Below are 24,670 nucleotides of genomic sequence, written 5' to 3'. Positions count from 1 at the left end.
TTACTAAACTATTTTTTACTAAATTATAGAATATAAATCTAAAAACGACACAACAGAAACATAAAAACGCTCATTTATTCAATGAACGTTTTTAAGTAAAAAGTTAAGGATCACTACACTAGATTATAACAACTTCAGCTGCAGCAGGTCCGCGTGGACTATCTTGAATAGCGAATTCGACTTGTTGCCCTTCTGCAAGAGTTTTAAATCCATCACCAGTAATTGCTGAGAAATGAACAAAAACATCTTTACTTCCATCAGTTGGAGTGATGAACCCAAAACCCTTACTTTCATTAAACCATTTAACTTGGCCAGTTTTTTTAGTCATTTTACTAAACATCCTAACAAAAATTAATCATAGACCTTTCGGTCAGCTAAGACTTAATACAACGCCAATAAAATAACAATAATTATGTATTACTGATATGCTACGACTGTACTACTGTATTAGTCACTTACTATTACCGCATATCTTGATAGTGAAATCAAGGAATTAATATCATTTTTAATGAACAAGACCATAGTTTTTTTTAAAATTTAAAAAAAAGAGGTTATATTTTGATATTTCTCAAGTTTTTTACCTGAAATTTACAAATATTTACATAAAAAATAAAGCGGAATCATTCAAAATGGAAAGCTTTATAGCGAGGAATAGTCAAAATTAAATTTAACAAAATAGCTAAGAAAATGATCATAAAATAAGAATAAAAAAAGATTTTATTTGTTCTTAAATAAAATCTTTTTCCGACTCTTACCTAGCAAGGCATCAAATCATGTCTTAAAAAATAAAATACATTATTTATTTTGCGCTCTCGCATAAGAAGCAATGATTTCATCGCGCGCAGCATCGATATTATCAAAACCATCAACTTTAACCCATTTACCTTTTTCTAATGCTTTATATTGTTCGAAAAAGTGCTTAATTTGTGATTTTAATAATTCTGGAACATCATCAATATCTTTAATATGATCATATTCTTTAGTTAATTTGCTATGTGGAACAGCTATTAATTTGGCATCTTGACCTGACTCGTCTGTCATTTTTAACATACCAACAGGACGACAACGAATTACCGACCCTGCTTGTAATGGATAAGGAGTTGGAACAAGCACATCAACAGGATCACCATCTAGCGATAAAGTATGATTAATATAACCATAATTACATGGATAAAACATTGCTGTCGCCATGAAGCGATCGACAAATAATGCGCCAGAATCTTTATCAACTTCATATTTAATTGGTGAAGCATTTGCAGGAATTTCAATCACAACATAAATATCATCTGGTAATTCTTTACCGACAGGTACTGCTAATAGTCCCATTTTTGTATCCTCTATCTAAGTTTAATAGTACATCGTTTAATAGTATATCGTTAATCGTGTAGGTTTTAATAATATATTTTTTAATGAAATATTATTAAAAGATCGATTTAACATAATAATGATTGATGATTAAAATAAAAAGATAACCCAATATATAGATTATTTATTAATAATTAATCAATGAATTAACTTATTAAAAAGTTAATTAAACAGCTAGCTCTTTTAGATACTGAAAAATTTGTTTTGCTGCTTTAGACGGTTTATTTGCTTCAATTTCTTTTTTTGCTTGTCTAGCCAAACTACGTAATTGCTGGCGATCAGCTTTTGGATAATATGTTATAATTTCTTCCGCATTTCCGGTTGAAATCAAATCATCCCGTAGTTTTTCAAATTTATGAAATAATGCAATTTGTTGGTTATGACGATTTTTAAGTTTATCCAAGGCAATAATAATTTCATCATTATCTCGACTACGTAAAAGTTTACCAATATATTGAATTTGACGACGAAAACCTTCTTTCTTAATTTTCTGCGCAAGCTCAATAGCATAAAGTAAACTATCATCCAATGGTATTTTTTCTAATTCATTTTTACTGAGATTAACTAATTCCAAGCCTAATTTCTTTAGAACTTGAGCATCACGTTTTATTTCGCTCTTACTGACATAAATAATTTCCTCATCAATAAGATTTGGATCAGATAATTCATTAGAGGATTCAATATTAGGATTCATAAGCATTTCTTTATTAACTTAACCACAATTCTAGCTTATTATAACGTATCACTTGCATAAATGTAGAAAATAATCCAAATGACTATTAACCAAATTCGCAACGATGTTAAATTAGAGCAACAAAAATTAGTAAATCTTATCAAAAACACAATTCATTTAGCTAAATCACGCGTTGATAATGTAGAGGTATCGATTAATCAAGCGACAGGAATAAATGTGAGTAGTCGACAAGGCGAAACCGAAAATATCGAATTTAATAGTGATGGTGGATTAAGTATCACGGTTTATCAAAATAATCGTGTTGGCAATGCATCGACGAATGATCTTTCCGATAGCGCAATTTCAAAAACAATCGATATGGCGATTAATATTATGCAATATACGTCTCCCGACCCTTATTCAGGATTAGGTGAAATAGAATTAATGGCATTTAATCCGCCTGAATTAGATCTTTTTCACCCAACAGATCTTAATGTCGACAATGCTATTTTATATGCTAAAAATGCCGAATTAAGCGCGCTTAGTCACCCTAAAATAACCAAAAGTGATGGAGCCTATTTTGCTAGCCGGTACGGGATATATGTGTATGGTAATAGTTTAGACATGCTACAAAGTTATGCAGCAAGTAGTCATTCCCTTTCGTGTTCAGTCATTGGTGAGCAAGAGGGTAATATGGAGCGAAATTATGCCTATACTTCATCACGCGATATTAATTTATTATCCTCACCTGAATCAGTAGGACAAGAAGCAGCAGAAAAAACTGCCTCTCATTTAGGTGCTAAACAAATCGCTACCATGCAAACACCGGTCTTATTTAGTGCAAACGTCGCTTCAGGATTAATTGGTCATCTTGCTGGGGCAATTAGTGGCTCATCAATATATCGGAAATCTTCATTTTTATTAGATGCAATTGATAGCCAAATTTTTCCTTCATGGTTTTCAATATATGAAGATCCTCATATTCTAAAAGGCGTCGCCTCAAGCCCTTTTGATAATGAAGGGACAAAAACAGTAAAAAGACATATTATTGACAGTGGAATTTTACAAACTTATTTATTATCAAACTATTCAGCGCGTAAATTAGGGTTAATAACCACAGGGCATGCAGGCGGTATTCATAATTGGCAAGTCTCACCGAGTGATAATAATGCTGATTTTAACACTATGCTTAAAAAATTAGATAAAGGGCTTCTTATCACATCATTAATGGGACAAGGGGTTAATATAGTTACAGGCGATTATTCTCGTGGAGCTAGCGGTTTTTGGGTTGAAAATGGACAAATTCAATATCCCGTTCATGAAATAACGATTGCCGGTAATTTAAAAAATATGTATAAAAATATCGTTGCCATCGGAAATGATAGCGAAAATAAAACAGCCATTAAATCGGGATCTCTATTGATTGATAACATGAGCATTGCGGGTAAATAACAGAAAATGATGAATAAAAAACGAATTTTTTGGAATATTTTAATAAATAAAATGCCCGGTTTGGCAAGTTTATTAAATTACAAACGAGAATATTTAAGTTTTGATCTAAAAGCAGGGCTCTCTGTTGCTGCTGTTTCGTTGCCTGTCTCGATCGCCTATGCCGAATTAACCGGTGTTGGTGCAATCGCTGGTCTTTATTCATCTATATTACCACTTATAATTTATGCGCTTTTTGGTTCATCAAAACAACTTATTATTGGCCCTGATACCGCAACATGTGCCGTTGTTGCGGCTGTTGTTTTTCCTCTTGCTGCACATGATGAAATTTTACGCTGGCAACTGGTTATGATCTTAACCATCATGATCGGTGTTTGGTGTATTATTGCCGCTAAATTACACTTAGGAGCCCTTGCTGATTTACTTAGCCAACCTATTCTAATTGGTTTATTAAATGGTATCTCAGTCACCATAATTGTCGATCAATTAGCCAAAACATTAGGATTCCATTATGATTATTCTTATTTGATTGAACGTATCATATATTTACCGTTGAAGATTACTGAAATCAATATTGCGACAACTTTTGTTTCTTTATTTACCTTAGCTATTTTAATCGCAATTAACCGAATAAAACCTCGCTACCCTGCTCCCCTATTTGCTGTGATCATCATCACTTTCTTTTCTTGGTTATTTAATTTTGAACATCACAATATAGATACAATTGGTAATGTCAGTAGTGAATTCGTTTCTTTACAGTCTTGGCTAAACTTTGATACAGGGTTAGTGCGTGAATTAGTTGTGCCGTCATTAAACATCGCCATCATCAGTTTTGTTAGTATGATGATAACCGTTCGCAGTTTTGCTACTAAAAACAATTATGAAATTAACGCTGATACTGAATTTAATGCATTAGGATTAGCAAATATCGCAGCAGGGTTTTCGCAGGGATTTGTCGTAAGTGGTACCTCCTCTCGTACTGCTGTTAATGATGCAAATGGTGGGAAAACTCAATTAGTTTCTATCATCTCTGCCTTATTAATTGGTTTCGTTGTCCTCTTTCTCTTGGAGCCATTAAAATATATTCCAAACGCAGTATTAGGCGTCATTTTAATCTATTCATCCATTTCATTAATTAATTTCAAATCAATTAAAAAGTTTTTTAAATTTGATATGGATGCCTATTATTTAAGCTTATCCACTTTTTTTGCTGTATTAATTATCGGTATTATTCCCGGTATGGCACTCGCGGTTTTACTTGGTATATTCTTATTTTTGCGCCGTATCTTTCGCCCTAAAGATCAATTATTAGGAATCGATGATAAAGGACGTATTCATTCACTGGCAAAAAATGTTGATCCGATTGATAACGCCATCATTTATCGATTTAATTCCCCATTAACTTATTTTAATATTGCCTATTTTAAACGTAGAATTATCAATTTCATCGATCAATCACCTAATTCAATTCATTATGTAATTGTTGATGCTATTCCTTGTTTTACCATGAAAGACATCAGTGTATTACACGGAATTGATGAATTGGTTAAATCCTTACAAAAGCATAATGTCGTTTTGATATTAGCCGGTAGGCGCAAAACACTAAAACAATGGTTTAAACAAATGAATATTAATCCAAGTAAAGATCATTTAGAATTTGCCTATGATCTTTATTTTGCGGTAAAACTCGTATTAAGTAAGCAACACATGACTAACAAAGTTAAGCACGTTGATATTGAAGATTTATAACAACACAATGATAGTCCATATTATGTAAATTAAGTTCTTCAGTAACGATAGAAAATAAATATTTTATATTAAGACCGGATTTTCAACATTTATCGACATTCAACTATAAGGAGATAAGAATAAAATGACCCAAAAAATGCAATTAAAGATAGAAATGCTAAGTACAGGTAACGAAGTTCTTTATGGTCAAATCGTCGATACCAATGCTAAATGGTTATCAGAAAAACTATTTCAAGATGGATTTTTAATTACCTCACGATACACCATCGGTGATAATTTAGAGCAAATCGTCGATACACTAAAAACTCGCAGCTTAGTAAACGATATATTAATCGTCAATGGAGGGCTTGGTCCTACAAGTGATGATTTAACAGCACAAGCAGCAGCTATCGCGAATAATGAATCTTTGATTTTAAATGACGATTGGTTACGAAAAATAGAACAATACTTTGCCAGCTGTGGCAACATCATGCCGCTTAGTAATCAAAAACAAGCATGGCTACCGCAAAGTGCCACAATAATCGACAATCCTATTGGCACTGCTTGTGGATTTAGTATGATAATTAATAATTGCCTTGTCTTTTTTACACCTGGTGTTCCAGCAGAATTTAAAGAAATGATTCGCACATCTATATTACCGCAAATTAAATTTAAATTTCCTAAGGTCGAACGTACCTTATGCTATCGATTAACAACAATGGGACGTTCAGAAAGTGATTTGGCATCTGACATCGACGAAAATTTATCACTACCTGATAACATTGTTATTGGATATCGTGCTGCAATGCCAATTATCGAACTAAAATTAACTGGACCACAAAGCGAAAAAAATGCCATGGACAAAGTATGGCATCAATTAAAAGAATTAGTTAAAGATAATATGTTGTATGAAGGCATCTTAACACGTGATATTGATATTGGACTTGCAAAAGTCGTCGCTGGATTATTACATGAGCGAAATTTAACCATTGCTGTAATTGAACAACAAACAGCCGGTTATATTGGCTATCAACTTTTTGAATCCGATGCACCAATAGTAAAAAGTGAAGTTGTTCCATTATTAGTTGAAGAGCCACATAAATATTTTACAGATCTTCTAAATCAAACCAAAGCTAATATAGCCATAGGACTCATTAATTTTAAAGGACGTAATAGCCAATTCACTTTAATCATTGCCGATAATAACAATATTCAACAATATAATTTAAAATACAAAGGGCGTAACGCAAATAGACATACCGAATTAAAAATATTATCCGCAATCGCACTCGATGGATTACGACGTTATTTTCTCAATCTTCCAATAATAGGAAAAAATAATTGGTTAGAAGTCGTCGAATAATATTTAATAGATTATTTAACTCTGTAAAATGTTTGTTTAACTATGAAAATCCAATGTTATTTTTACAAATTAATATTAAATAATTAAGAATAAAGAACATGAGAAAATTAAAATATAATTTAACTTGTTATAGAGCGTTTATATATAATTTTATTCTCAAGATAACTAATTAAATTTATTAATAATTTTCATATTTCATTAGCATGGCAATCAGTTAAATAAAAAAAGAATTTATTCGTTTAAACTAACAAAAGCAGTTTTGAATCTAATTTTCTAGACATTCATAAATAAAATTGTTTACAATATTAGATCTTTTTTATAAAAAACATCACAAAACATTAGAGGTAAAAATGGCACGCGTAACAGTCCAAGATGCAGTAGATAAAATTGGTAACCGCTTTGATTTGGTATTAGTCGCAGCAAGACGCGCTCGCCAATTACAAGTGGAAAATAACTCTCCTTTAGTTCCTGAAGAAAACGACAAAACGACAGTTATTGCTTTACGTGAAATTGAAGAAGGATTAGTTAACAAACAAATTTTAGATACTGTTGAATCTAAAGTTCGCAAAAGTGAAGTTAACGAAGCGCGTAATACGCTTCATGAAACGATCCTTTTTGAAAACACCCCTTCATACGAATAAGCTCAATGAGATTGCCAATGCAATATTTTGATAGCTTAAAAGAAGAAGTGGCAACCTATTTGCCGTCTAAACAAGTCGATATTATTCAGGAAGCCTTCCTCTTTGCTCAAAAAGCGCATGATGGGCAATTTCGCAACAGTGGCGAGCCGTATGTAACGCATCCTGTCGCAGTCGCAACCCTATTGGCAGACATGCGACTTGATTATGAAACCATTGTTGCTGCGTTATTACATGATACAATAGAAGATACGTCTATCACCTTTCAAGATATAGCCAATACATTTGGCAAGCATATAGCAACCTTAGTTGAAGGTGTATCAAAATTAGATAAATTAAAGTTTCGATCCCGCAAAGAAGCACAAGCTGAAAATTTTCGTAAAATGGTTTTAGCAATGACCAAAGATGTGCGTGTCATTCTTATAAAATTGGCGGATCGAACTCATAATATGCGCACTCTAGGTGCATTAAGACCCGATAAGCGCCGCCGAATTGCTAAAGAAACACTGGAAATTTATGCCCCTCTTGCTCATCGCCTTGGCATTCATCAAATCAAAACAGAATTAGAAATTCTTGGTTTCAATGCCATGTACCCAAATCGGGCTCGTGTAATCGAAAAAGTAGTAGAATCCGCACGTGGAACACGTAAAGACATGATCAAATGGATTTTAAACGAAATTCGTGAGCGATTAAGCGATGTTAAAATTGAAGCGGATGTCGAAGGGTTAGAGCGCAATATTTATGCCATTTATCAAAAAATGTTAATGCGTGATCAACATTTTCGTTCAATTATGGATATCTATATCTTTCGTATTATTGTTAAAGATATCGATACTTGTTACCGTGTACTTGGCATCATTCACAATCTTTATAAACCTCGTTTAAATCGGTTTAAAGACCATATTGCAATACCTAAAGCGAACGGATATCAGTCGCTCCATACTTCTTTAATTGGCCCACACGGATTACCTATTGAAGTGCAAATACGCACAAAAGAGATGGAACATATGGCCGAAATGGGGGTCGCCGCACATTGGATTTATAATCAAAATGATAAACTGAGTAACACAACGGCGCAAATTAAAGTACAACGTTGGATGCAAAGTTTATTAGAATTACAACAAAGTGTCGGTAATTCAATTGAATTTATTGAAAATGTAAAATCTGATTTATTTCCGAAAGAAATTTATGTATTTACTCCTAAAGGCAGGATCGTCGAATTACCTGAAGGTGCAACGCCAATTGATTTTGCTTATGCCGTACACACGGATATTGGAAACCAATGTGTTGGAGCAATAGTCGATCGAAAACCCTACTCACTTTCTGAACCCCTCATGAGTGGGCAAACGGTCGAAATCCAGACATGTCCGAAACATAAAGCGATAGGCGAATGGTTAAATTTTGTGGTGAGTTCAAAAGCGCGAACACGTATCAGGCAAGCTTTAAAAACGTTAAAACGTGATGAAGCAATAAAATTAGGCAAACGACTTCTCAATCATTCGTTAACTAAAGAGAATTCTGTTAATGACATTTCTGTCGAAAAAATTAATCAAATAGTTAAGCTAACAAAATTAACTACTTTTGATGAAGTATTACATGAAATCGGCTTAGGCAATTTAATGAGCCAATTTATTGCCAATAAGCTAGAAGAAAAAGAATTCTCAGAAACTGAAAATAAAGATGCCATTATTATCGGTTGCGAAAATATGAAAGTCACTTTTTCAAAATGTTGTTATCCAATTCCCTATGATCCTATTGTTGGTTGCATAACATCCGAAAAAGGACTCACTATTCATCATCAATCCTGCCGAAACATTGCAGATTATCAAAATTATCCTGAAAAATATCTACCTGTAAAATGGGCTGAACACATTAATCAACTTTTTGTTGCTGAAATTTGGGTTGATATTTTAAATACGCCGGGCGCATTAGGGCAAATTATTTCAATTATTATTGATGAGAATGCTCACGTACAATGGCTAAATACCGAAGAAAAAGATAGACAAATTTACACTATTATTTTACAAATTGAAGTTAAGAATATTCAACAACTTAACGAAATTATGCAAAAAATTTCTTATCAGCAAGATGTTGTTAGTGTCTCGCGTAATATTAAATAATTGATACAAATCTTTATGAAAAATCGCTTTTTTAGCCATCTACCAATAAAACAATTATCGGGAATTGGTGATGCGCTTGAAAAAAAGTTTCATACTCTTGGCATCGATTCAGTGCAAGATTTATTATTTCATTTTCCTTTACGCTATGAAGATCGCTCTACATGTCAACGCATTATGGAAGCAGCGATTGGCTCTCATACAACAATACAAGGAAAAATAATTAGCCACGAAATCATCATTAAACGGCGCCAAATGTTAGTTATCAAAATACAAGATGAAAGTGGCATTGCTATATTACGTTTTATGAATTTCAATACCGGCATGAAACAATCTTTAACAACCGGTAAATACATTAGTGCTTACGGCGAAATCAAAAGTGGACAATTGTATCGTGAAATGTTACATCCCCAATTTCAAATTAAAAATAGCGATACACCTAAAGAAATCCATTCTTCTTTAACCAATAACCCAGCATGTTTTACGCCTATCTATCCAACTACGTATGGATTAACACAGCATGTAATACGCAAATTAATCACCTCGGCACTTTTGTTATTAAAACGTAATCCACCATACGAGATATTACCCGAACCATTAGCTAAAAACTGGTTGGATGTTATGCAAGCCTTAACCATTATTCATAATCCATCGCTCGATGATGACGTAAATCAATTAATGGCTGGCACACATATTGCAATACAACGTTTTATATTTGAAGAATTACTTGCTTACCATTTAAGTATGATGACACTTAAATCCTTTAATCAAAAACAACAATCCCACCGATTTAAGCCAACGCAGGACCTTATAACCCCATTTTTATCCTCATTGCCCTTTACACCGACCAATGCACAAAAAAGAGTAACAAAAGAAATTTATCATGATATGAATAAAAGCACACCCATGATGCGACTTGTGCAAGGCGATGTGGGATCCGGTAAGACGCTAGTTGCCGCATTAGCTGCACTAAATGCCTTAGAAAATCATCAACAAGTAGTTTTAATGGCACCAACCGAAATATTAGCAGAACAACATTACAATACTTTTAGCCAATGGTTAAAGCCAATGGGTATTTCGGTTGACTGGTTATCAGGGCGCTTAACGGCTAAGCAAAAACGACAACGTTACGAAGAAATCAAAAATGGTCATATCTCTTTATTAATTGGTACACATGCCGTTTTTGTTGATAAAGTAGAGTTTGCACAATTAGGGCTTGTTATCATTGATGAGCAACACCGTTTTGGCGTCAATCAACGCTTAAATTTATGGCAAAAAGGGATTGTGAATAATTATTATCCGCATCAATTAATCATGACAGCAACGCCAATACCTCGTACCTTGGCTATGACAATCTATGCTGATCTAGATGTATCAATTATTGATGAATTACCACCTAATCGAACACCTGTAACAACAATTGTTATTCCTAACTCAAGGCGCAATGAAATTATTGATCGCGTCAATCAAGCTTGCCTTGAAGGTCGACAGGTATATTGGGTTTGTACACTCGTCGAAGAATCTGAAGCTTTAGATGCTAAAGCTGCTGAGCTATTATTAGAAGAACTAAAATTACATTTACCACAATTAAAAATTGCTTTAGTTCACGGTAAAATGAAGTCAGATCAAAAACAGTCCGTGATGCAAGAATTTAAGCAAGGTGATATAGAGCTCCTTGTCGCAACGACAGTGATAGAGGTCGGCGTTGATGTGCCTAATGCCAGTTTAATGATTATTGAAAATGCGGAACGTTTGGGACTTGCACAGTTACACCAACTACGAGGACGTGTCGGTCGTGGCACAGCGGTTTCTCATTGCGTATTAATGTATCAAGCACCATTAAGTAAGGTAGCAACTGCCCGCATGAAAGTGATGCGAGAAAGCAACGACGGTTTTATTATAGCTGAAAAGGATCTTGAAATACGTGGCACAGGCGAAATATTAGGTACCAAGCAAATGGGAACAGCTAACTTTAAAATTGCCTCTCTTATACGTGATCAAGCGATGATTGCAAAAATTCATAAGATTTCTAATGATCTTTACCAAAATTATCCTAACGTTGCTCAAGAAATCGTTGCGTGCTGGTTACCGGATCGCGAAAAATATATTAATGCCTAATTTTCTTTACGGTCTTTAATGTTTAAAACACCCCTCATCAATAAACATTGGTACAACTGATGTTATTTGTATATAATTGGCGCTTATTTTCGAGTTAATAAAGACAAAAGGTAATAGTAAATATGGGATTTAAATGTGGTATTGTTGGCTTACCGAATGTAGGTAAATCTACGCTTTTTAATGCTTTAACTAAAGCGGGTATTGAAGCCGCAAATTTTCCATTCTGCACAATTGAGCCTAATACAGGTGTCGTCCCCATGCCAGATCCCCGATTAGATCAATTAGCCGAAATCGTTAAACCGCAACGTACTTTACCGACAACAATGGAATTTGTTGATATTGCAGGTTTAGTTAAAGGAGCATCTAAAGGAGAAGGACTCGGTAACCAATTTTTATCAAACATTCGAGAAACAGAAGCGATTGGTCATGTTGTTCGTTGTTTTGAAAATGATAATATTATCCATGTCGCTGGTAAAATAGATCCTGCCGAAGATATCGACATTATTAATACTGAACTTGCTTTATCAGATTTAGAAGCATGTGAACGTGCGTTAGTCCGTGTACAAAAGAAAGCTAAAGGTGGCGATAAAGACGCAAAATTTGAGCAAGAAATTCTCGAAAAATGCTTACCACATCTTGAAAAAGGTCAAAAATTATTATTATTGAACCTGTCAGATGATGAACTTGCTGCAATAAAATATCTCAGTTTTCTAACGTTAAAACCAACAATGTATATTGCTAATGTTAACGAAGATGGTTTTGAAAACAATCCGTATTTAGAAAAAGTTAAACAAATCGCGGCACAAGAAAATTCGGTTGTCGTTCCTGTATGTGCGGCAATTGAAGCCGAACTTTCTGAATTAGATGACGCCGATCGAGAAGAATTTATGCAAGATCTTGGTTTAACTGAACCAGGACTAAATCGCGTGATCCGAGCAGGTTATCGATTACTTAACTTACAAACTTATTTTACAGCTGGCGTTAAAGAAGTTCGTGCATGGACAATCTCAGTGGGTGATACAGCACCACAAGCTGCAGGTAAAATTCACACTGACTTTGAAAAAGGATTTATTCGCGCACAAACTATTGCCTTTGATGATTTTATTAAATTTGGTGGTGAACAAGGTGCTAAAGAGGCTGGAAAAATGCGCGCTGAAGGTAAAGATTATATTGTTCAAGATGGCGATATCATGAACTTTTTATTTAATATCTAATACTTTATTCATCACTATATTTTCACTATAGGTCATTGATAATGATGAATGATCCCATCATCAACTAATCAATCGTTAAAATGTTTAAATACTAAAAATTTAAACATTTTAAAACCCTATTCCCCTATCTAAATTAAGGAGCTTCTAATGTTATTAACTTTTGAACAAGCAAAACAAAAAATGCGACAAAGCGCGATAAATACAACGCTTCTCAAAAGTAAAACGATTAAATTAGATGAATCATTAGATTGTATCAATGCAACTGATATTATTTCACCCATTAACGTGCCCCGTTTTGACAATTCTGCAATGGATGGTTATGCCATTAGACTGTCTGATTTGGATAAGTCCCACGAATTAATGATTGCTGGGGCTATTTTTGCCGGTGATGATATTCATAATTTAGACTGGTCAACAGGTAGCTGTTATCGAATCATGACAGGAGCGCCTATTCCCCCTCAAACTGATGCCGTTGTCATGCAAGAAAATACTGAGCAAACAGCAAACGGGATACGTATTTTAAAAATGGTCAAGCATGGCGAAAATATTCGTCGCACGGGTGAAGATGTCAGCCAAGGTGCTGTAGTTCTTTCCGCGGGTAAACGCATAACCATGACGCATTTAATGACACTTTCTACCTTGGGCATTAATCAAATTAACGTTTATGATCCGCTAAAAGTCGCCTTATTTTCAACCGGTAATGAACTTACTCAACTCGGCGATCCTTTAAGCAATAACGCCTCTATTTACGACAGTAATCGTTTTATTCTAAAACTACTCTTAAAACGATTACATTGCGAGATCATTGATTTAGGTATTATCAAAGATGATCCTCTGCAAATAAAACAAGCATTAAAAACAGCGGCTGCTCAAGCCGATTTAATTATCACAAGTGGCGGAGTTTCAGTCGGTGATGCAGATTATACCAAAACCGCCTTACAAGAATTGGGCAATATTAACTTTTGGAAGATTGCGATTAAACCGGGTAAACCGCTTGCTTTTGGACAAATAGACAAAGCCTTATTTTGTGGGCTACCGGGGAATCCGGTTTCAACGCTAGTCACTTTTTATCATTTAGTACAACCGCTAATTTTACAAATGTCGGGCGAAAAAAACGCCGATCATCTCGGATTAACCTTTAAAGTAAAAACCACTACAGAAATAAAGAAAACAGCAGGAAGATTAGATTTTCAACGAGGATTATTGCAAACAAATGCCGAGGGTGAGCTAGAAGTTAAGGTTATCAAACAACAAGGATCACACATTACCCAATCTTTCAATCAAGCAAACTGTTTTGTTATTGTTGAGCAAGAATGCGGTAACATACAAATAGGTGAATATGTTACCGTCGAATTGTTTAATTCATTACTAAAATAACGTCTGCATTAAAACAGGGCGACTAAAATCGCCCCTATTGCTATCATCGCAACGCCTAAGCTTGCAATAAACGAAATCTTTTCACCAAATAAAATAACCGCCAAAATAACCGCAAAAACGACGCTCAATTTATCAATCGGTGCGACTTGCGATACTTTACCCACCTTAATTGCCATAAAATAAAAGAGCCAAGATAACGCACCAGCTATACCACTTAATGCAATAATTATTAATGATTTCTTATCATTAATAAACGTTTGAATAAGATTTAACTTTCCTTGAACAATAACAACGCCTACTAAAAAAATGGCCATAACTACCGCTCGAATCGCGGTTGCAGTATTTGCATCGAGGTGATTTAATCCAATTTTACCTAAAATCGCAACGCCAGCTGCGCAAATAGCCGACAATAGCGCATATAAAAGCCAAGCACTCATTTTTCACTCTTATTGATTTCAATCATATACTGAAGATTATTGGGATTTTGTTTACATTGTTGCGAATAACGCATAGCGTCGTCGCATCCAACTAAAACGCCTTTCGGTTTCGACCACTTTTTCGCTGTTACAGGATCATGCCTTTGCCTAGCATGGCAATTAGTTAACAAAATACACATAAAAATACCGATCACAGCTACCATCATCATTTTCATTAGAAAATTCTCCAATTAGATAAAGATAATTAATAACAAATTACGTGGTTTAGTAAAGATAAAATATTTACGATTATATAGCGATTTTGTTTTTTTCATTACTTATTTGTTTTATATTTTATAAAAACATCTTAAGCACTGACGCCTAATTTTACTTCATTTCTTGCTTATATCGCTCACTAACGATGGCTACATTGCCTGCATTGGCAATAGCTGAAGGTTTCGATACTTTAATTTTTACCCAATTAACATTAAATTTATGCATTACTAATTGAGCCACCTCTTCCCCTATCCGCTCAATAAGATTAAATTGATGAGTTTCAACAAATTGAGTAATCGCTTGGCTTACTTGAAAATAATCTAAACAAAAATGGACATCATCTGTTATTCCAGCTTGCTTATTTGACCACGCCATTTCAAGATCAATAATCACTTTTTGTTGGATGGATTTTTCCCATTCATAAACACCTATCGTTGTAAATATCGTTAACCCTTCAATTAAAACTCGATCATTAGTATTAATTTGCATCAATTTTATCCTATAAACTATAAAACCATTTTATAATAAACGGCTTATAATGCCGTGCACAATCAAAATTAATCATTAAGCTTAAATTTAATATAAATGAAAATAGAAATTAGATAACTAAATATCATTTATACTTCGCGTTAATTCAGATTATAGATTAACTAATCCCCATAAATTACGCTATAATTCACGACAATTTATTGCTTAAAAAATTAAAGTGAAAACAAAAATGACACGTATTTATCAACCTTATCCAATAACAGAAAACAGCCAAATCACGCTTGATGATAATGCCTATAATCATGTCGTTCGCGTTTTACGTATGCAGGTTGGGGAATCGATCTTTTTATTTAATGGCGATAATCAAATTGTACCTGCAAAAATCAGTGAAATAACAAAAAAATCATTAGTTGTCGAAACGCAAAATGCACAATATCAAGATAAAGAATCACCGCTAAATATTCATTTAGGGCAAGTCATTTCGCGTGGTGAAAAAATGGAATTCACTATACAAAAGGCGGTCGAATTAGGTGTCAATCAAATAACACCCCTTATATCAAAACGCTGTGGCGTCAAATTAGATGCCGAAAGATTAGATAAAAAATTACAACAATGGCAAAAAATCATTATTTCGGCTTGTGAACAATGTGGTCGAAACATCATTCCAACTATTCATCCTGTCAAACAATTAGAAGATTGGTGCCAAAATTTAGCTCCTGGACTAAAACTAAACTTGCATCCGAAAGCGGATAAGTCAATAACGGATTTAACCTATGATAACAACCCTATTAGCTTACTTATTGGACCTGAGGGCGGTCTTGCTGATGATGAAATTAGTATGACACATAAATATCAATTTACCGATATTTTACTAGGACCCCGTATTTTACGTACTGAAACTGCCGCATTAACAGCTATCACCGCATTACAAGTTTGTTTTGGTGACTTGGGATAGGATAATATATAACTGATTGAAATTGATAAGATTCGCTTTGTGATTTATTTTTCCTATGCTAATCTTCTCATTACAATAATTATCGGTTCTATCTAAAATCAATAACGCTCTAAACTAACCGATACTAATTAATAAATACAATAAAATGGGTCAAGGAAATGTACTACTATCAACTGCTCACCCCAAGCGAGTGGGATAACCTTATCCAAGAATTTAGAGAGGGTGAAGGCGAATTTAGATGCAGTCCTTTTTATCCTCGTCGCATTAAATACTTCCATAAAACCGACTATCACCCAATTATTAAAAAGCTCGTTGCCAACCCCAATAGCTGTAAAAATTTCTATCCCTTACTGCAAAAAAACGGCTTACATTATGCGGCTTATTATCACCGTTATCCCGATAAGGTGGCGAAGTGTTTATTACAGGCCCTTTATCACGAACGACTTATTTTGCGCACCTTACCGATTTTCAATCCCGTTTTCGATATGCGCCCTCCCTCCCCACCTGTGCCACCGCCCATTCCATATAATAAAAAAATCCCGGAATACCAACCTGATTACACCTGGATTATTGTTGAGCTCATCAATCGCCCCGCTCAGCCCGTTGGCTTTTATGATGGCGCAGCGCCTGACATTAATGCCGCTCATTTCCTGTTCAATCATGATTTTAGCCCCGATGAAATTTTTTTAGGTAAGAATAAAAGTGTATTTAGTACCGAAAAGGTGTATCCCAAAGTACATTTACTGCTAGGGGGCGGCTTAAACGCCATTGAACTTGCAGAAAGGGGCGATAAACGCTTACACGTTAAAAAACTGGCACAAACCTGGCTTGATGACTTAACTGCCTTATTAACATCCGGCAATTCACCCTTTACGGTTGAGATAGATAACGCCCTAGCGGGTCAAATTAATTATGGCTATTCAACCGAGCATTTCCGCTATGCCCCTTTGCTTTGGCAACAAAATATGTTTCGCCCGGATGAGCACATTGGGTTTATGTTTTATCAGCTACTGATATTATTAAACAACACCTATTTTTTTACCGCCGAGCAGCGCATCGGCACGTTAGACTATGAAGACAGCGAAGGGGCAACTTACCCGCCCTCCCTCTACAAGGACGTGATTTCAGCCGTTAGTCAGCTTAAACACAGTGAGGGATTTGATAAGGCGGATTATCGCTATCATAATAGTGATATCGTTAAACGTGTCCGCGCCTATCTCTACAGCCCCCTTGTGTTAGATGGCACAGGTGATGAGAAAGATGAAGAAACACGCTTAACAGCCGCCATTAAAACCGCCACGCAGCATGATAATCTTACCGATATCGAGTCCCTCTATATTAACGCTATTAAGCTCCTCAAATACCTGCGGCAACCGGCTATCATTAAGCATGTTGAAACACGCAAAAAGTATCGGTTAAAAGGCACACGGGTTGAATTTGCCTATGTTGAATTAAAAGCTAGCCATGGTTTTTATTTACAGCATCACCCTGATTTTAAATATCGCATTAGCTCAAATCGCGAAGGTCATACCTTTATTGGGCGTTTTAATACTCAGGGACTAGCCGATATTAAAATCCCCGATAAATGGGCACATATTGATGACTGGCAATATACAACAAGCGCGGTGGGTAGCACATTTATTAATGACTATTTTAGCTATCTTAACCCTCATCAATTAAGTAATGCCATCGATGCGGCAACCCGTCCTGACTCGTTAATATCCCCGGTGTCGACTATAACAAGTGGCATCATCGGGTATTTTTGGGGTGATACACTAAAAGCCCAAGCAAAGAAAAACCAAGCGTTTATTGATAAATATGAAAATAAAATTATCGGTGGCTTGCAAGTCATTGGCGGGGCACTCACCCTGATTGCCGCAGCCGGCGTTGAAGTAGCGACCGTGGGCAGCGGAACACCTCTTGCCCTGGGTATTGGCTTTATTGGCGCAGATAATATCGCCGCTGGTGCGAGCCGGTTTATTACCGATAACGAAGTCAGTACCATCGGTGAAAAAATCATTGCTAAAACCGGCATTGTCCCTAAAGGGTATGAAGGTATCACCTATGGACTGATTGATATTGGTGCAGCCAGTAAATTAAATGCCATTAACAAAATGGCGCATACTCGTCATAATATGGCGGCATTTAATAAAATAACAGCAAGTACACCAAATGGCACCCTTGCCGATGACATTAAAAGCCTTGAAGTCGGGGCAATAAACTTATCACCTAATACGCCATTTAAACGTCATACCATTAAGTTTCAGGATTTTAGTGAGGTGAAGTGGGTTGCAAAAGAAGCTGAGCAAAGTGCTAAAATTGAAATTGTTAATATAAATAATCTTACCAATAAAACAATCTTTAGGACTGAGCCAACTGTAATCGCTGAACTAGAAATTAATGGAATAAAATTCATTGATTCAAATCAGACAGCTCGAGCAATTGAAAAAGCAAATGCTAATGAACCTACATTAATTGCTGAACTAATAAATAATAAAGAATTATCATTAATTGAAAAAGGTAAAATGAGAAATCTTCCTCTACCAAATAGTAATATGGCTAATGCGCATGCAGAAATAGCTATTCTGCAACAAGTACATAATGCGGGTTTGGCTAAAGGTGCAAATTTAAAAATTGATGTTAGTGGTAAACCTATTTGTGGGTTTTGTAAAGGAGATATAGCAGCTATTGCAGAAAAAGCAGAAATAAAGTCTTTAACAATCAAAGAAATAGAAACAGGAAAAACTCTGTTTTGGAAAAAGGGTATGAGATCATTATTAATCGGAGAATAAACATGAAATTTTTACTATCATGGGTTATCAATAATGAAGGCGGTAATAAACAGCCACTAAATTTTGAAGATATAAAAATTAAACTTGACAATTTAAAAAATAATAACGGAAGCGTTACATTAGATAGGATCGATATTGACGTTGGTGCGCTTTCATTACAAGTTTTACATGATCGAGGAAAATATTTATTAACACTAAGGGAAGATAACGGTGAAGAATATATTGTACGAACTTATGATAATAAATTAGTAGAACATGAAATGATAGAAATTCTTGGTGATGAATGGAGTTCTAATATTTTATTAGATGATTGGAATATAATTTTAAATTCATTTTATGATTTTTATGTAATTGGTGATGTTAGTAATACGTTATTAAATTAATACTACTCTCTTTTTACATCTACAGTAAAAAACTCACAGCCAACTCATTAGCCTAGACCGGCATAGGTCTAGGACTTGCAACCACGTTACTGTTTTTTTGGCTAGATAATATCCAATCAGGGGCTCGCCAATTAATATCGGGTGAATACACTTCAACAATCGGTGGTAGTTTAATTGAAGCGACCGGCATCTTCCCCGATGGCACCGGTGAAGATATTTACGCATTAGCCGATATGACCGCCGCCGGTAAAGCGGGCTTAGTCATAAAAACGGCAACACAATCCCGTAATATCATCAAACTCACCAGCATTAAAGGCACCCCACCCGTTAAACCCAGTGAAATTGGCATTACTGTTGAGAATATCTCGCTTAATCAACGTAATATTATTACTATTGAAGAGCCGGCGTTTAGTCCATATGGGTCAGTTGGGGCAGCTAAAATCTGGACGACTTCTGAACGGTTAAGGTATGCTCAATTACCTACTAAGGGGAAGATTAGATATATTCCTGATAATGACTATTTACCAACTAGATCTTTAAGAAGAGGAAAGAATAATGGTTATTTAGATAAATTTGGTAATGAATGGATAAAAGGACCCTCACGAACAAAAGGTCAAGAATTTGAATGGGATGTGATATTATCAGATAGAGGTAAAAATCAATTAGGCTGGGCATCGAAAGATGGAAAACATCTTAATATATCATTAGATGGTAAAATTACGCATTAATAAAAAGGAAAATACAAATGATAAAAAAACTAGATTTTTTTCAAGAAGTTGAAATCGTATATTATCCCCCCGCTTATGATGGTAAAATAAAAACCGGTAAGCATGTTGGAAAAAAAGGCGTCATTATGGGAATAGGAGAAGAGAACGGTATTGTTGATGGGTATTCCGTTAGACTTTATGATGAAGAATATTCATTTTCCTTTGATGTCGAAGAAGTTAAACCGACAGGTAAACAATTTAAATACGAAGACTTTTATTAATATTACTCCCCTTATCAAGGTAAATAGTAGATGACAAAAAAATTAAATTTTTATCAAGAAGTTGAAATCGTATATTATCCTCCTGCTTATGATGGTAAAAAAAAACCGGTAAGCATGTTGGAAAAAAAGGGGTAATTTTGGGAATAAGTGAAGAAGATGGTATCCTTTATGGATATGGTGTAAGCCTTTATGATGAAGAATATCTTCTTTCATTTGATAAAGAGGAAGTTAAACCCACAGGTAAACAATTCAAACGTGAAGATTTTTACCCATCCTAAAAATAGCTTATTAAATAATAAATCTCTTTAATAAAAAATGACGATTAACTCGTCATTTTTTATAAACTATCTCAATACAACAAGCGCGGTTAATAGCGCATTTATTGATGACTATTTTAGCTATCTTAACCCTCATCAATTAAGTAATGCCTTAGATGCGGCAACCCGTCCTGACTCGTTAATGTCCCCTGTGTCGGCTATAACAAGTGCATCATCGGGTATTTTTGGGGTGATACACTAAAAGCCCAAGCAGAGAAAAACCAAGCGTTTATTGATAAATATGAAAATAAAATTATCGGTGGCTTGCAAGTCATTGGCGGGGCACTCACCCTGATTACCGCAGCCGGCGCTGAAGTTGGCACCTTAGGCGGTGGGACACCTCTTGCCCTGGGTATTGGCTTTATTGGCGCAGATAATATCGCCGCCGGCGCGAGTCGGTTTATTACCGATAACGAAGTCAGTACCATCGGTGAAAAAATCATTGCTAAAACCGGCATTGTCCCTAAAGGGTATGAAGGTATCGCCTATGGACTGATTGATATTGGTGCAGCCAGTAAATTAAATGCCATTAACAAAATGGCTCATACTCGTCATAATATGGCGGCATTTAATAAAATAACAACACGTGCACCAAATGGTACCTTTGCCGATGACATTAAAAGCCTTGAAGTCGGTGCAACAAACTTATCACCTAATACGCCATTTAAACGTCATACGATTAAGTTTCAGGATTTTAGTGAGGTGAAGTGGGTTGAATATAGTGAAACTAGTCCATTTAATCCATATGTTGGAAAGAAAACAAGTGGTAATATAACACCAGTAAAATCGAGTGTTAATTTCGCTCCTGATACAAAACCAAATTTAAATGTTAATATGAATCAACAAAATAAGCATATTGTTGGGACTAATGAACATAAAACTGCAAACGCAAGTTCTTCAACACCAAGAAGTACTTTGAATAATAATATTAATACACAAAATTTAATTAATAAATATGCAGGAACTGGTAGGGAAATTCCGACAGGAAGAGCTATGGGTATTCCAGGCTCTAAAGAAAATATTTCGACAAACAAAATTATTGGTTTATATTATGATACAAAAACTGAATCATTTATTCCAACAACTAATTTTATAATCCATTATTCAAAAACAGGCGTACATATTGTACCGGCGAGACCTTCACGATGAATGAAAAAATAATAACAGAAGAAATCATAAAAGTTAAACATGAAATTAATCGAAGTACTATGTATAGTTTAATTGGTCGAAGTTCAAAAAAAATGCGCGGTATATCACTTGATTATGATGGGCAATACATGACAGTTGAAATGTTTTTTGATGAAGCACTTACCGAAGCAGAGGAAGAAGAAATGGAATTTGCTCACGCTGAAGTTGTTTCAGATATTTTCCCTCAAATATATGATGGTGGTATGAAGTTAATTATTACTATTACTTCAATAAAAGAAAGTATCCTTGATAAAAAAGGAAATTTAGGTTGGTTTTATCTACGCAAAGAATATTAGTAAACATTGTTGTAACTTTTTAGATCTATATTATAAGTAAAAATCCTTACTATTAATGGGGATTATTGCTTATCAGTTTTATTAATAAGCACAATATCGTTGATAAATTACTTTATCTATTTTATCTCCTCCTATATATCCCGATTACGATAATAATATAAATTAAAACAACTAAGAATCCATCTACATTTCTTCTAATAGTACGAGGACAGTGAGGGATTTGCTAAAGCGGATTATCGCTATCATAATAGTGATATCATTAAACGTGTCCGCGCCGCCTATCTCTACAGCCCTCTTGTGTTAGATGGCACGAGTGATGAGAAAGATGAAGAAACACGCTTAACAGTGGCAATTAAAACAGCCACGCAGCATGATAATCTTACCGATAGATATCGAATTCCTATACGTTAACGCCCTTAAGCTCCTCAAATACCTGCGGCAACCGGCATTATTAAGCATGTTTAAACACGCCTTACTAGTAATAAATAATAAATTTTTAATCAATGGTCTGTTTTTTTAGAAAAGTAAATATGAGAGGAAAATAAATTTCAAATTTGAATAAAAGGCATCATCGAGTACTATTTTTAAAAAAACCATCTATATTAAAATATTATTTGTGTATTTTTTATTTATCATAATTATAAATTACTTAATAAATATACTTGCATAAAAAAACAAACTCGTCAAAATAGCAGACCTATTTTTATAAATAGTCATTAATATCAACTAAAAGCAAAGAGAAGAGAAAATCATGAAAAAAAGCACTATCGCCATTAGTACTTTAGTTATTTTAGGAATAGCTTATGTAGGTACTTCATGGTATACAGGTAATCTTATTGAAAAAAATTTACCCCTTCAATTAGATGAATTAACACACAGCATAAACCAATTTAATAATGACAATTCGTTAACGATTAAATATAGTAATTATAAAAAAGGGATTTTTACGACGCATTTGCATTTAACCGTTACATCAAGTGATAACAAAGATAATGAAACAATATTTGATGATGACATTACTATTGATCATGGTCCTTTCCCAATAGCTGCTTTAAAGGCTGGTAATTTTGCTCCTAAATTATTATGGGTAAATTATCAAATGAGTGAAAAAGCGAGTCCTGAACTTTGGGAATTAGCAGGAAATAAGCCGTTTATTACAACGGATATTAATGTCAGTTACTCAAATGATATAACCGTAACTTTTTTAAATGACGCCTTATCTACAAACTCTTCTAATATAAAAGAAAAAATTTGCGGAAATACCAGCAATTGTAATTTTGAATTTGCTGCTGGTAAAACAATAGTAAAAACAAATGCCGATTTAGATAATGTTAAAGTTGAGCTTAATTACCCTAAATTTAAGCTTAATCATGGTGATCATAATCTCAATATCGATAAGAGTGATATAAAAATTAGTTATGATAAGAAAACGAAATTATTAGATTATTCGATAGATGTTGGAAACTTTTCATTGTTACCATCAGGTGGTGACAAAGCAAGTCTGCAAATTAATGATTTAAAAGTCGATACAACAATTAAAAATAATTTAAATATTCAATCATTATTAAATTGTACTTCTGATTCAGGACAAAATAATAGTAGCGATTCTAAGCAATGTCAGGATTTAAATTTATATACAAATAATTATTTTTTAAATAATATTCAAATTTTGAAGCTTAATTATAGTATTAATAACTTAAATATTACGGATAACGCTACAAGAGCAGTGCAATTCGATGACTTCTTGTTAACGTCAAAAACAAATAATGAATATACGTTAAAAATAGGTAAACTTAAATTAAACGATAATAGCGAGCTATCTAATCCTCTATCTCTCATAATGGATAACTTTTCAAGCCAAGTTTCTGTTTCACCTAATTTCAATAATATTCAATCTAAAAATCAACTAAGCGCTTTCCAATATGGTAAGCAAAATCTTGGCAACCTCATGTTTGATCTTGATCTTGAGGGTGATTTAATAATTACTAATAAATTAAATTATTTAAACATTAAGAATTTGATTTTTAAAAATAAAAAAGGCGAAATAAAACTTGATTTTTTAACTAAAACGGATAATTCGATAACGGACAGCTCAATATGGGATAATTATTCAATTATAGGCGCTTTAACGAATTTTGATCTTAAACTGGATGCACCGTTAGATAGCTTAAGTTATACCTATGCTCAAATAATGGATCCAGATAATAATAACGTTTCAGATGAACAATTTTCAAGCGCTAAAAGAGATGTAAATATGAGTTTGTATTTTCTACAAACACTCCCTTATTTTAAATTTGAAAAAGACGGTAAATCCGGTGTTTACAGCGATGTACATTATGATAAAGGGACAAATGACGATCAAGTTATTATTAATGGTGTTAGTTATCCATTTGAAATACTTGAAGCAATCTTTGGTGATGATCATTAGAAAAATAAGCTTTTTTGAAATTTTTTTAATCCTTTTAATTTAGTACAATTTTTTTAAAAATTATTTTTAACCATGATTCAAAAAGTAAATATGTGAAACA

General features: G+C 34.2%; 25 protein-coding genes. 18 read left to right on the top strand and 7 right to left on the bottom strand.

The features are described from left to right. Nucleotides 1–118 precede the first annotated feature (118 nt). From cspE to yjgA, 3 genes are all read right to left on the bottom strand, one after another. Nucleotides 119–328 carry a transcription antiterminator/RNA stability regulator CspE gene (gene cspE / locus ACSYSW_RS04575; protein ID WP_491704480.1) on the bottom strand — a complete coding sequence of 70 codons (210 nt, stop codon included), beginning with the start codon at nucleotides 326–328 and terminating at the stop codon, nucleotides 119–121. Nucleotides 329–795: 467 nt separating this feature from the next. Continuing rightward, nucleotides 796–1,326: an inorganic diphosphatase gene (gene ppa, locus ACSYSW_RS04570; protein ID WP_491704481.1), complete on the bottom strand. Its 531-nt coding sequence runs from the start codon at nucleotides 1,324–1,326 to the stop codon at nucleotides 796–798. A gap of 205 nt (nucleotides 1,327–1,531) precedes the next feature. Beyond that, a complete protein-coding gene (gene yjgA / locus ACSYSW_RS04565) occupies nucleotides 1,532–2,059 on the bottom strand; it encodes a ribosome biogenesis factor YjgA (protein WP_491704482.1) in 528 nt (175 codons plus the stop codon). 78 nt (nucleotides 2,060–2,137) lie between these two features. On the opposite strand from yjgA, the gene pmbA reads away from it, so the two are divergent. The 8 genes from pmbA (at nucleotide 2,138) to moeA (ending at nucleotide 14,042) form a co-directional block, all read left to right on the top strand. Beyond that, complete coding sequence (gene pmbA, locus ACSYSW_RS04560; RefSeq protein WP_491704483.1) at nucleotides 2,138–3,490, top strand: metalloprotease PmbA; 1,353 nt, start codon at nucleotides 2,138–2,140, stop codon at nucleotides 3,488–3,490. A gap of 6 nt (nucleotides 3,491–3,496) precedes the next feature. Continuing rightward, nucleotides 3,497–5,236, top strand: coding sequence for a SulP family inorganic anion transporter (locus ACSYSW_RS04555; RefSeq protein ID WP_491704484.1), 1,740 nt, complete (start codon nucleotides 3,497–3,499; stop codon nucleotides 5,234–5,236). A 124-nt stretch (nucleotides 5,237–5,360) separates the two neighbouring features. Beyond that, nucleotides 5,361–6,578 carry a CinA family nicotinamide mononucleotide deamidase-related protein gene (locus ACSYSW_RS04550; protein WP_491704485.1) on the top strand — a complete coding sequence of 406 codons (1,218 nt, stop codon included), beginning with the start codon at nucleotides 5,361–5,363 and terminating at the stop codon, nucleotides 6,576–6,578. A 350-nt stretch (nucleotides 6,579–6,928) separates the two neighbouring features. After that, nucleotides 6,929–7,219: a DNA-directed RNA polymerase subunit omega gene (rpoZ, locus tag ACSYSW_RS04545; protein WP_491704486.1), complete on the top strand. Its 291-nt coding sequence runs from the start codon at nucleotides 6,929–6,931 to the stop codon at nucleotides 7,217–7,219. Nucleotides 7,220–7,236: 17 nt separating this feature from the next. Then, nucleotides 7,237–9,336, top strand: coding sequence for a bifunctional GTP diphosphokinase/guanosine-3',5'-bis pyrophosphate 3'-pyrophosphohydrolase (spoT, locus tag ACSYSW_RS04540; protein WP_491704487.1), 2,100 nt, complete (start codon nucleotides 7,237–7,239; stop codon nucleotides 9,334–9,336). Nucleotides 9,337–9,351: 15 nt separating this feature from the next. Continuing rightward, a complete protein-coding gene (gene recG / locus ACSYSW_RS04535) occupies nucleotides 9,352–11,451 on the top strand; it encodes an ATP-dependent DNA helicase RecG (protein WP_491704488.1) in 2,100 nt (699 codons plus the stop codon). 122 nt (nucleotides 11,452–11,573) lie between these two features. Continuing rightward, the gene (gene ychF / locus ACSYSW_RS04530; RefSeq protein WP_491704489.1) at nucleotides 11,574–12,665 is read left to right on the top strand and encodes a redox-regulated ATPase YchF; all 1,092 of its coding nucleotides are present in this window, start codon (nucleotides 11,574–11,576) and stop codon (nucleotides 12,663–12,665) included. A gap of 147 nt (nucleotides 12,666–12,812) precedes the next feature. Continuing rightward, nucleotides 12,813–14,042 carry a molybdopterin molybdotransferase MoeA gene (moeA, locus tag ACSYSW_RS04525; protein WP_491704490.1) on the top strand — a complete coding sequence of 410 codons (1,230 nt, stop codon included), beginning with the start codon at nucleotides 12,813–12,815 and terminating at the stop codon, nucleotides 14,040–14,042. Between the two features lie 8 nt (nucleotides 14,043–14,050). On the opposite strand, the gene ACSYSW_RS04520 is transcribed toward moeA, so the two are convergent. The 3 genes from ACSYSW_RS04520 to folB form a co-directional block, all read right to left on the bottom strand. Continuing rightward, entirely contained in the window at nucleotides 14,051–14,479 is a 429-nt protein-coding gene (locus tag ACSYSW_RS04520; protein ID WP_491704491.1) for an EamA family transporter, read from the bottom strand. Then, the gene (locus ACSYSW_RS04515) at nucleotides 14,476–14,694 is read right to left on the bottom strand and encodes a hypothetical protein (protein WP_491704492.1); all 219 of its coding nucleotides are present in this window, start codon (nucleotides 14,692–14,694) and stop codon (nucleotides 14,476–14,478) included. The genes ACSYSW_RS04520 and ACSYSW_RS04515 overlap by 4 nt, the downstream gene beginning before the upstream one ends. Nucleotides 14,695–14,845: 151 nt before the next feature. Next, nucleotides 14,846–15,223 carry a dihydroneopterin aldolase gene (folB, locus tag ACSYSW_RS04510; protein ID WP_491704493.1) on the bottom strand — a complete coding sequence of 126 codons (378 nt, stop codon included), beginning with the start codon at nucleotides 15,221–15,223 and terminating at the stop codon, nucleotides 14,846–14,848. A 229-nt stretch (nucleotides 15,224–15,452) separates the two neighbouring features. On the opposite strand from folB, the gene rsmE reads away from it, so the two are divergent. The 3 genes from rsmE (at nucleotide 15,453) to ACSYSW_RS04495 (ending at nucleotide 19,353) form a co-directional block, all read left to right on the top strand. Then, on the top strand, nucleotides 15,453–16,178 hold the full coding sequence (gene rsmE, locus ACSYSW_RS04505) for a 16S rRNA (uracil(1498)-N(3))-methyltransferase (RefSeq protein WP_491704494.1): 726 nt from the start codon (nucleotides 15,453–15,455) through the stop codon (nucleotides 16,176–16,178). A gap of 158 nt (nucleotides 16,179–16,336) precedes the next feature. After that, nucleotides 16,337–18,970, top strand: coding sequence for a cytidine deaminase-like fold-containing protein (locus tag ACSYSW_RS04500; protein ID WP_491706314.1), 2,634 nt, complete (start codon nucleotides 16,337–16,339; stop codon nucleotides 18,968–18,970). Nucleotides 18,971–18,972: 2 nt separating this feature from the next. After that, nucleotides 18,973–19,353 (top strand): DUF6911 family protein, encoded by a 381-nt coding sequence (locus ACSYSW_RS04495; RefSeq protein WP_491704496.1) that lies wholly within the window; start codon nucleotides 18,973–18,975, stop codon nucleotides 19,351–19,353. 52 nt (nucleotides 19,354–19,405) lie between these two features. Here the strand turns inward: ACSYSW_RS04495 and ACSYSW_RS04490 are convergent, their stop codons facing one another. Next, nucleotides 19,406–19,543, bottom strand: coding sequence for a hypothetical protein (locus ACSYSW_RS04490; protein WP_491704497.1), 138 nt, complete (start codon nucleotides 19,541–19,543; stop codon nucleotides 19,406–19,408). A gap of 43 nt (nucleotides 19,544–19,586) precedes the next feature. Here ACSYSW_RS04490 and ACSYSW_RS04485 point away from each other — a divergent pair, with 43 nt between their 5' ends. From ACSYSW_RS04485 to ACSYSW_RS04455, 7 genes are all read left to right on the top strand, one after another. Beyond that, nucleotides 19,587–20,081, top strand: coding sequence for a polymorphic toxin type 17 domain-containing protein (locus ACSYSW_RS04485; protein WP_491704498.1), 495 nt, complete (start codon nucleotides 19,587–19,589; stop codon nucleotides 20,079–20,081). A 17-nt stretch (nucleotides 20,082–20,098) separates the two neighbouring features. Then, nucleotides 20,099–20,341, top strand: a complete 243-nt coding sequence (locus tag ACSYSW_RS04480; protein WP_491704499.1) for an Imm31 family immunity protein — start codon at nucleotides 20,099–20,101, stop codon at nucleotides 20,339–20,341. Nucleotides 20,342–20,478: 137 nt separating this feature from the next. Continuing rightward, entirely contained in the window at nucleotides 20,479–20,619 is a 141-nt protein-coding gene (locus ACSYSW_RS04475; RefSeq protein WP_491704500.1) for a hypothetical protein, read from the top strand. A 37-nt stretch (nucleotides 20,620–20,656) separates the two neighbouring features. Next, nucleotides 20,657–20,860 (top strand): hypothetical protein, encoded by a 204-nt coding sequence (locus ACSYSW_RS04470; RefSeq protein ID WP_491704501.1) that lies wholly within the window; start codon nucleotides 20,657–20,659, stop codon nucleotides 20,858–20,860. A gap of 62 nt (nucleotides 20,861–20,922) precedes the next feature. After that, nucleotides 20,923–21,807, top strand: coding sequence for a polymorphic toxin type 50 domain-containing protein (locus ACSYSW_RS04465; protein ID WP_491704502.1), 885 nt, complete (start codon nucleotides 20,923–20,925; stop codon nucleotides 21,805–21,807). Continuing rightward, nucleotides 21,804–22,142 carry a MafI2 family immunity protein gene (locus ACSYSW_RS04460; RefSeq protein ID WP_491704503.1) on the top strand — a complete coding sequence of 113 codons (339 nt, stop codon included), beginning with the start codon at nucleotides 21,804–21,806 and terminating at the stop codon, nucleotides 22,140–22,142. The genes ACSYSW_RS04465 and ACSYSW_RS04460 overlap by 4 nt, the downstream gene beginning before the upstream one ends. Before the next feature lie 751 nt (nucleotides 22,143–22,893). Further along, nucleotides 22,894–24,570, top strand: coding sequence for a DUF945 family protein (locus ACSYSW_RS04455; RefSeq protein ID WP_491704504.1), 1,677 nt, complete (start codon nucleotides 22,894–22,896; stop codon nucleotides 24,568–24,570). The last annotated feature ends 100 nt before the right edge of the window (nucleotides 24,571–24,670 follow it).

This window comes from Gilliamella sp. ESL1225, assembly GCF_058502635.1.
This window is presented reverse-complemented; position numbering and strand designations above follow the sequence as displayed.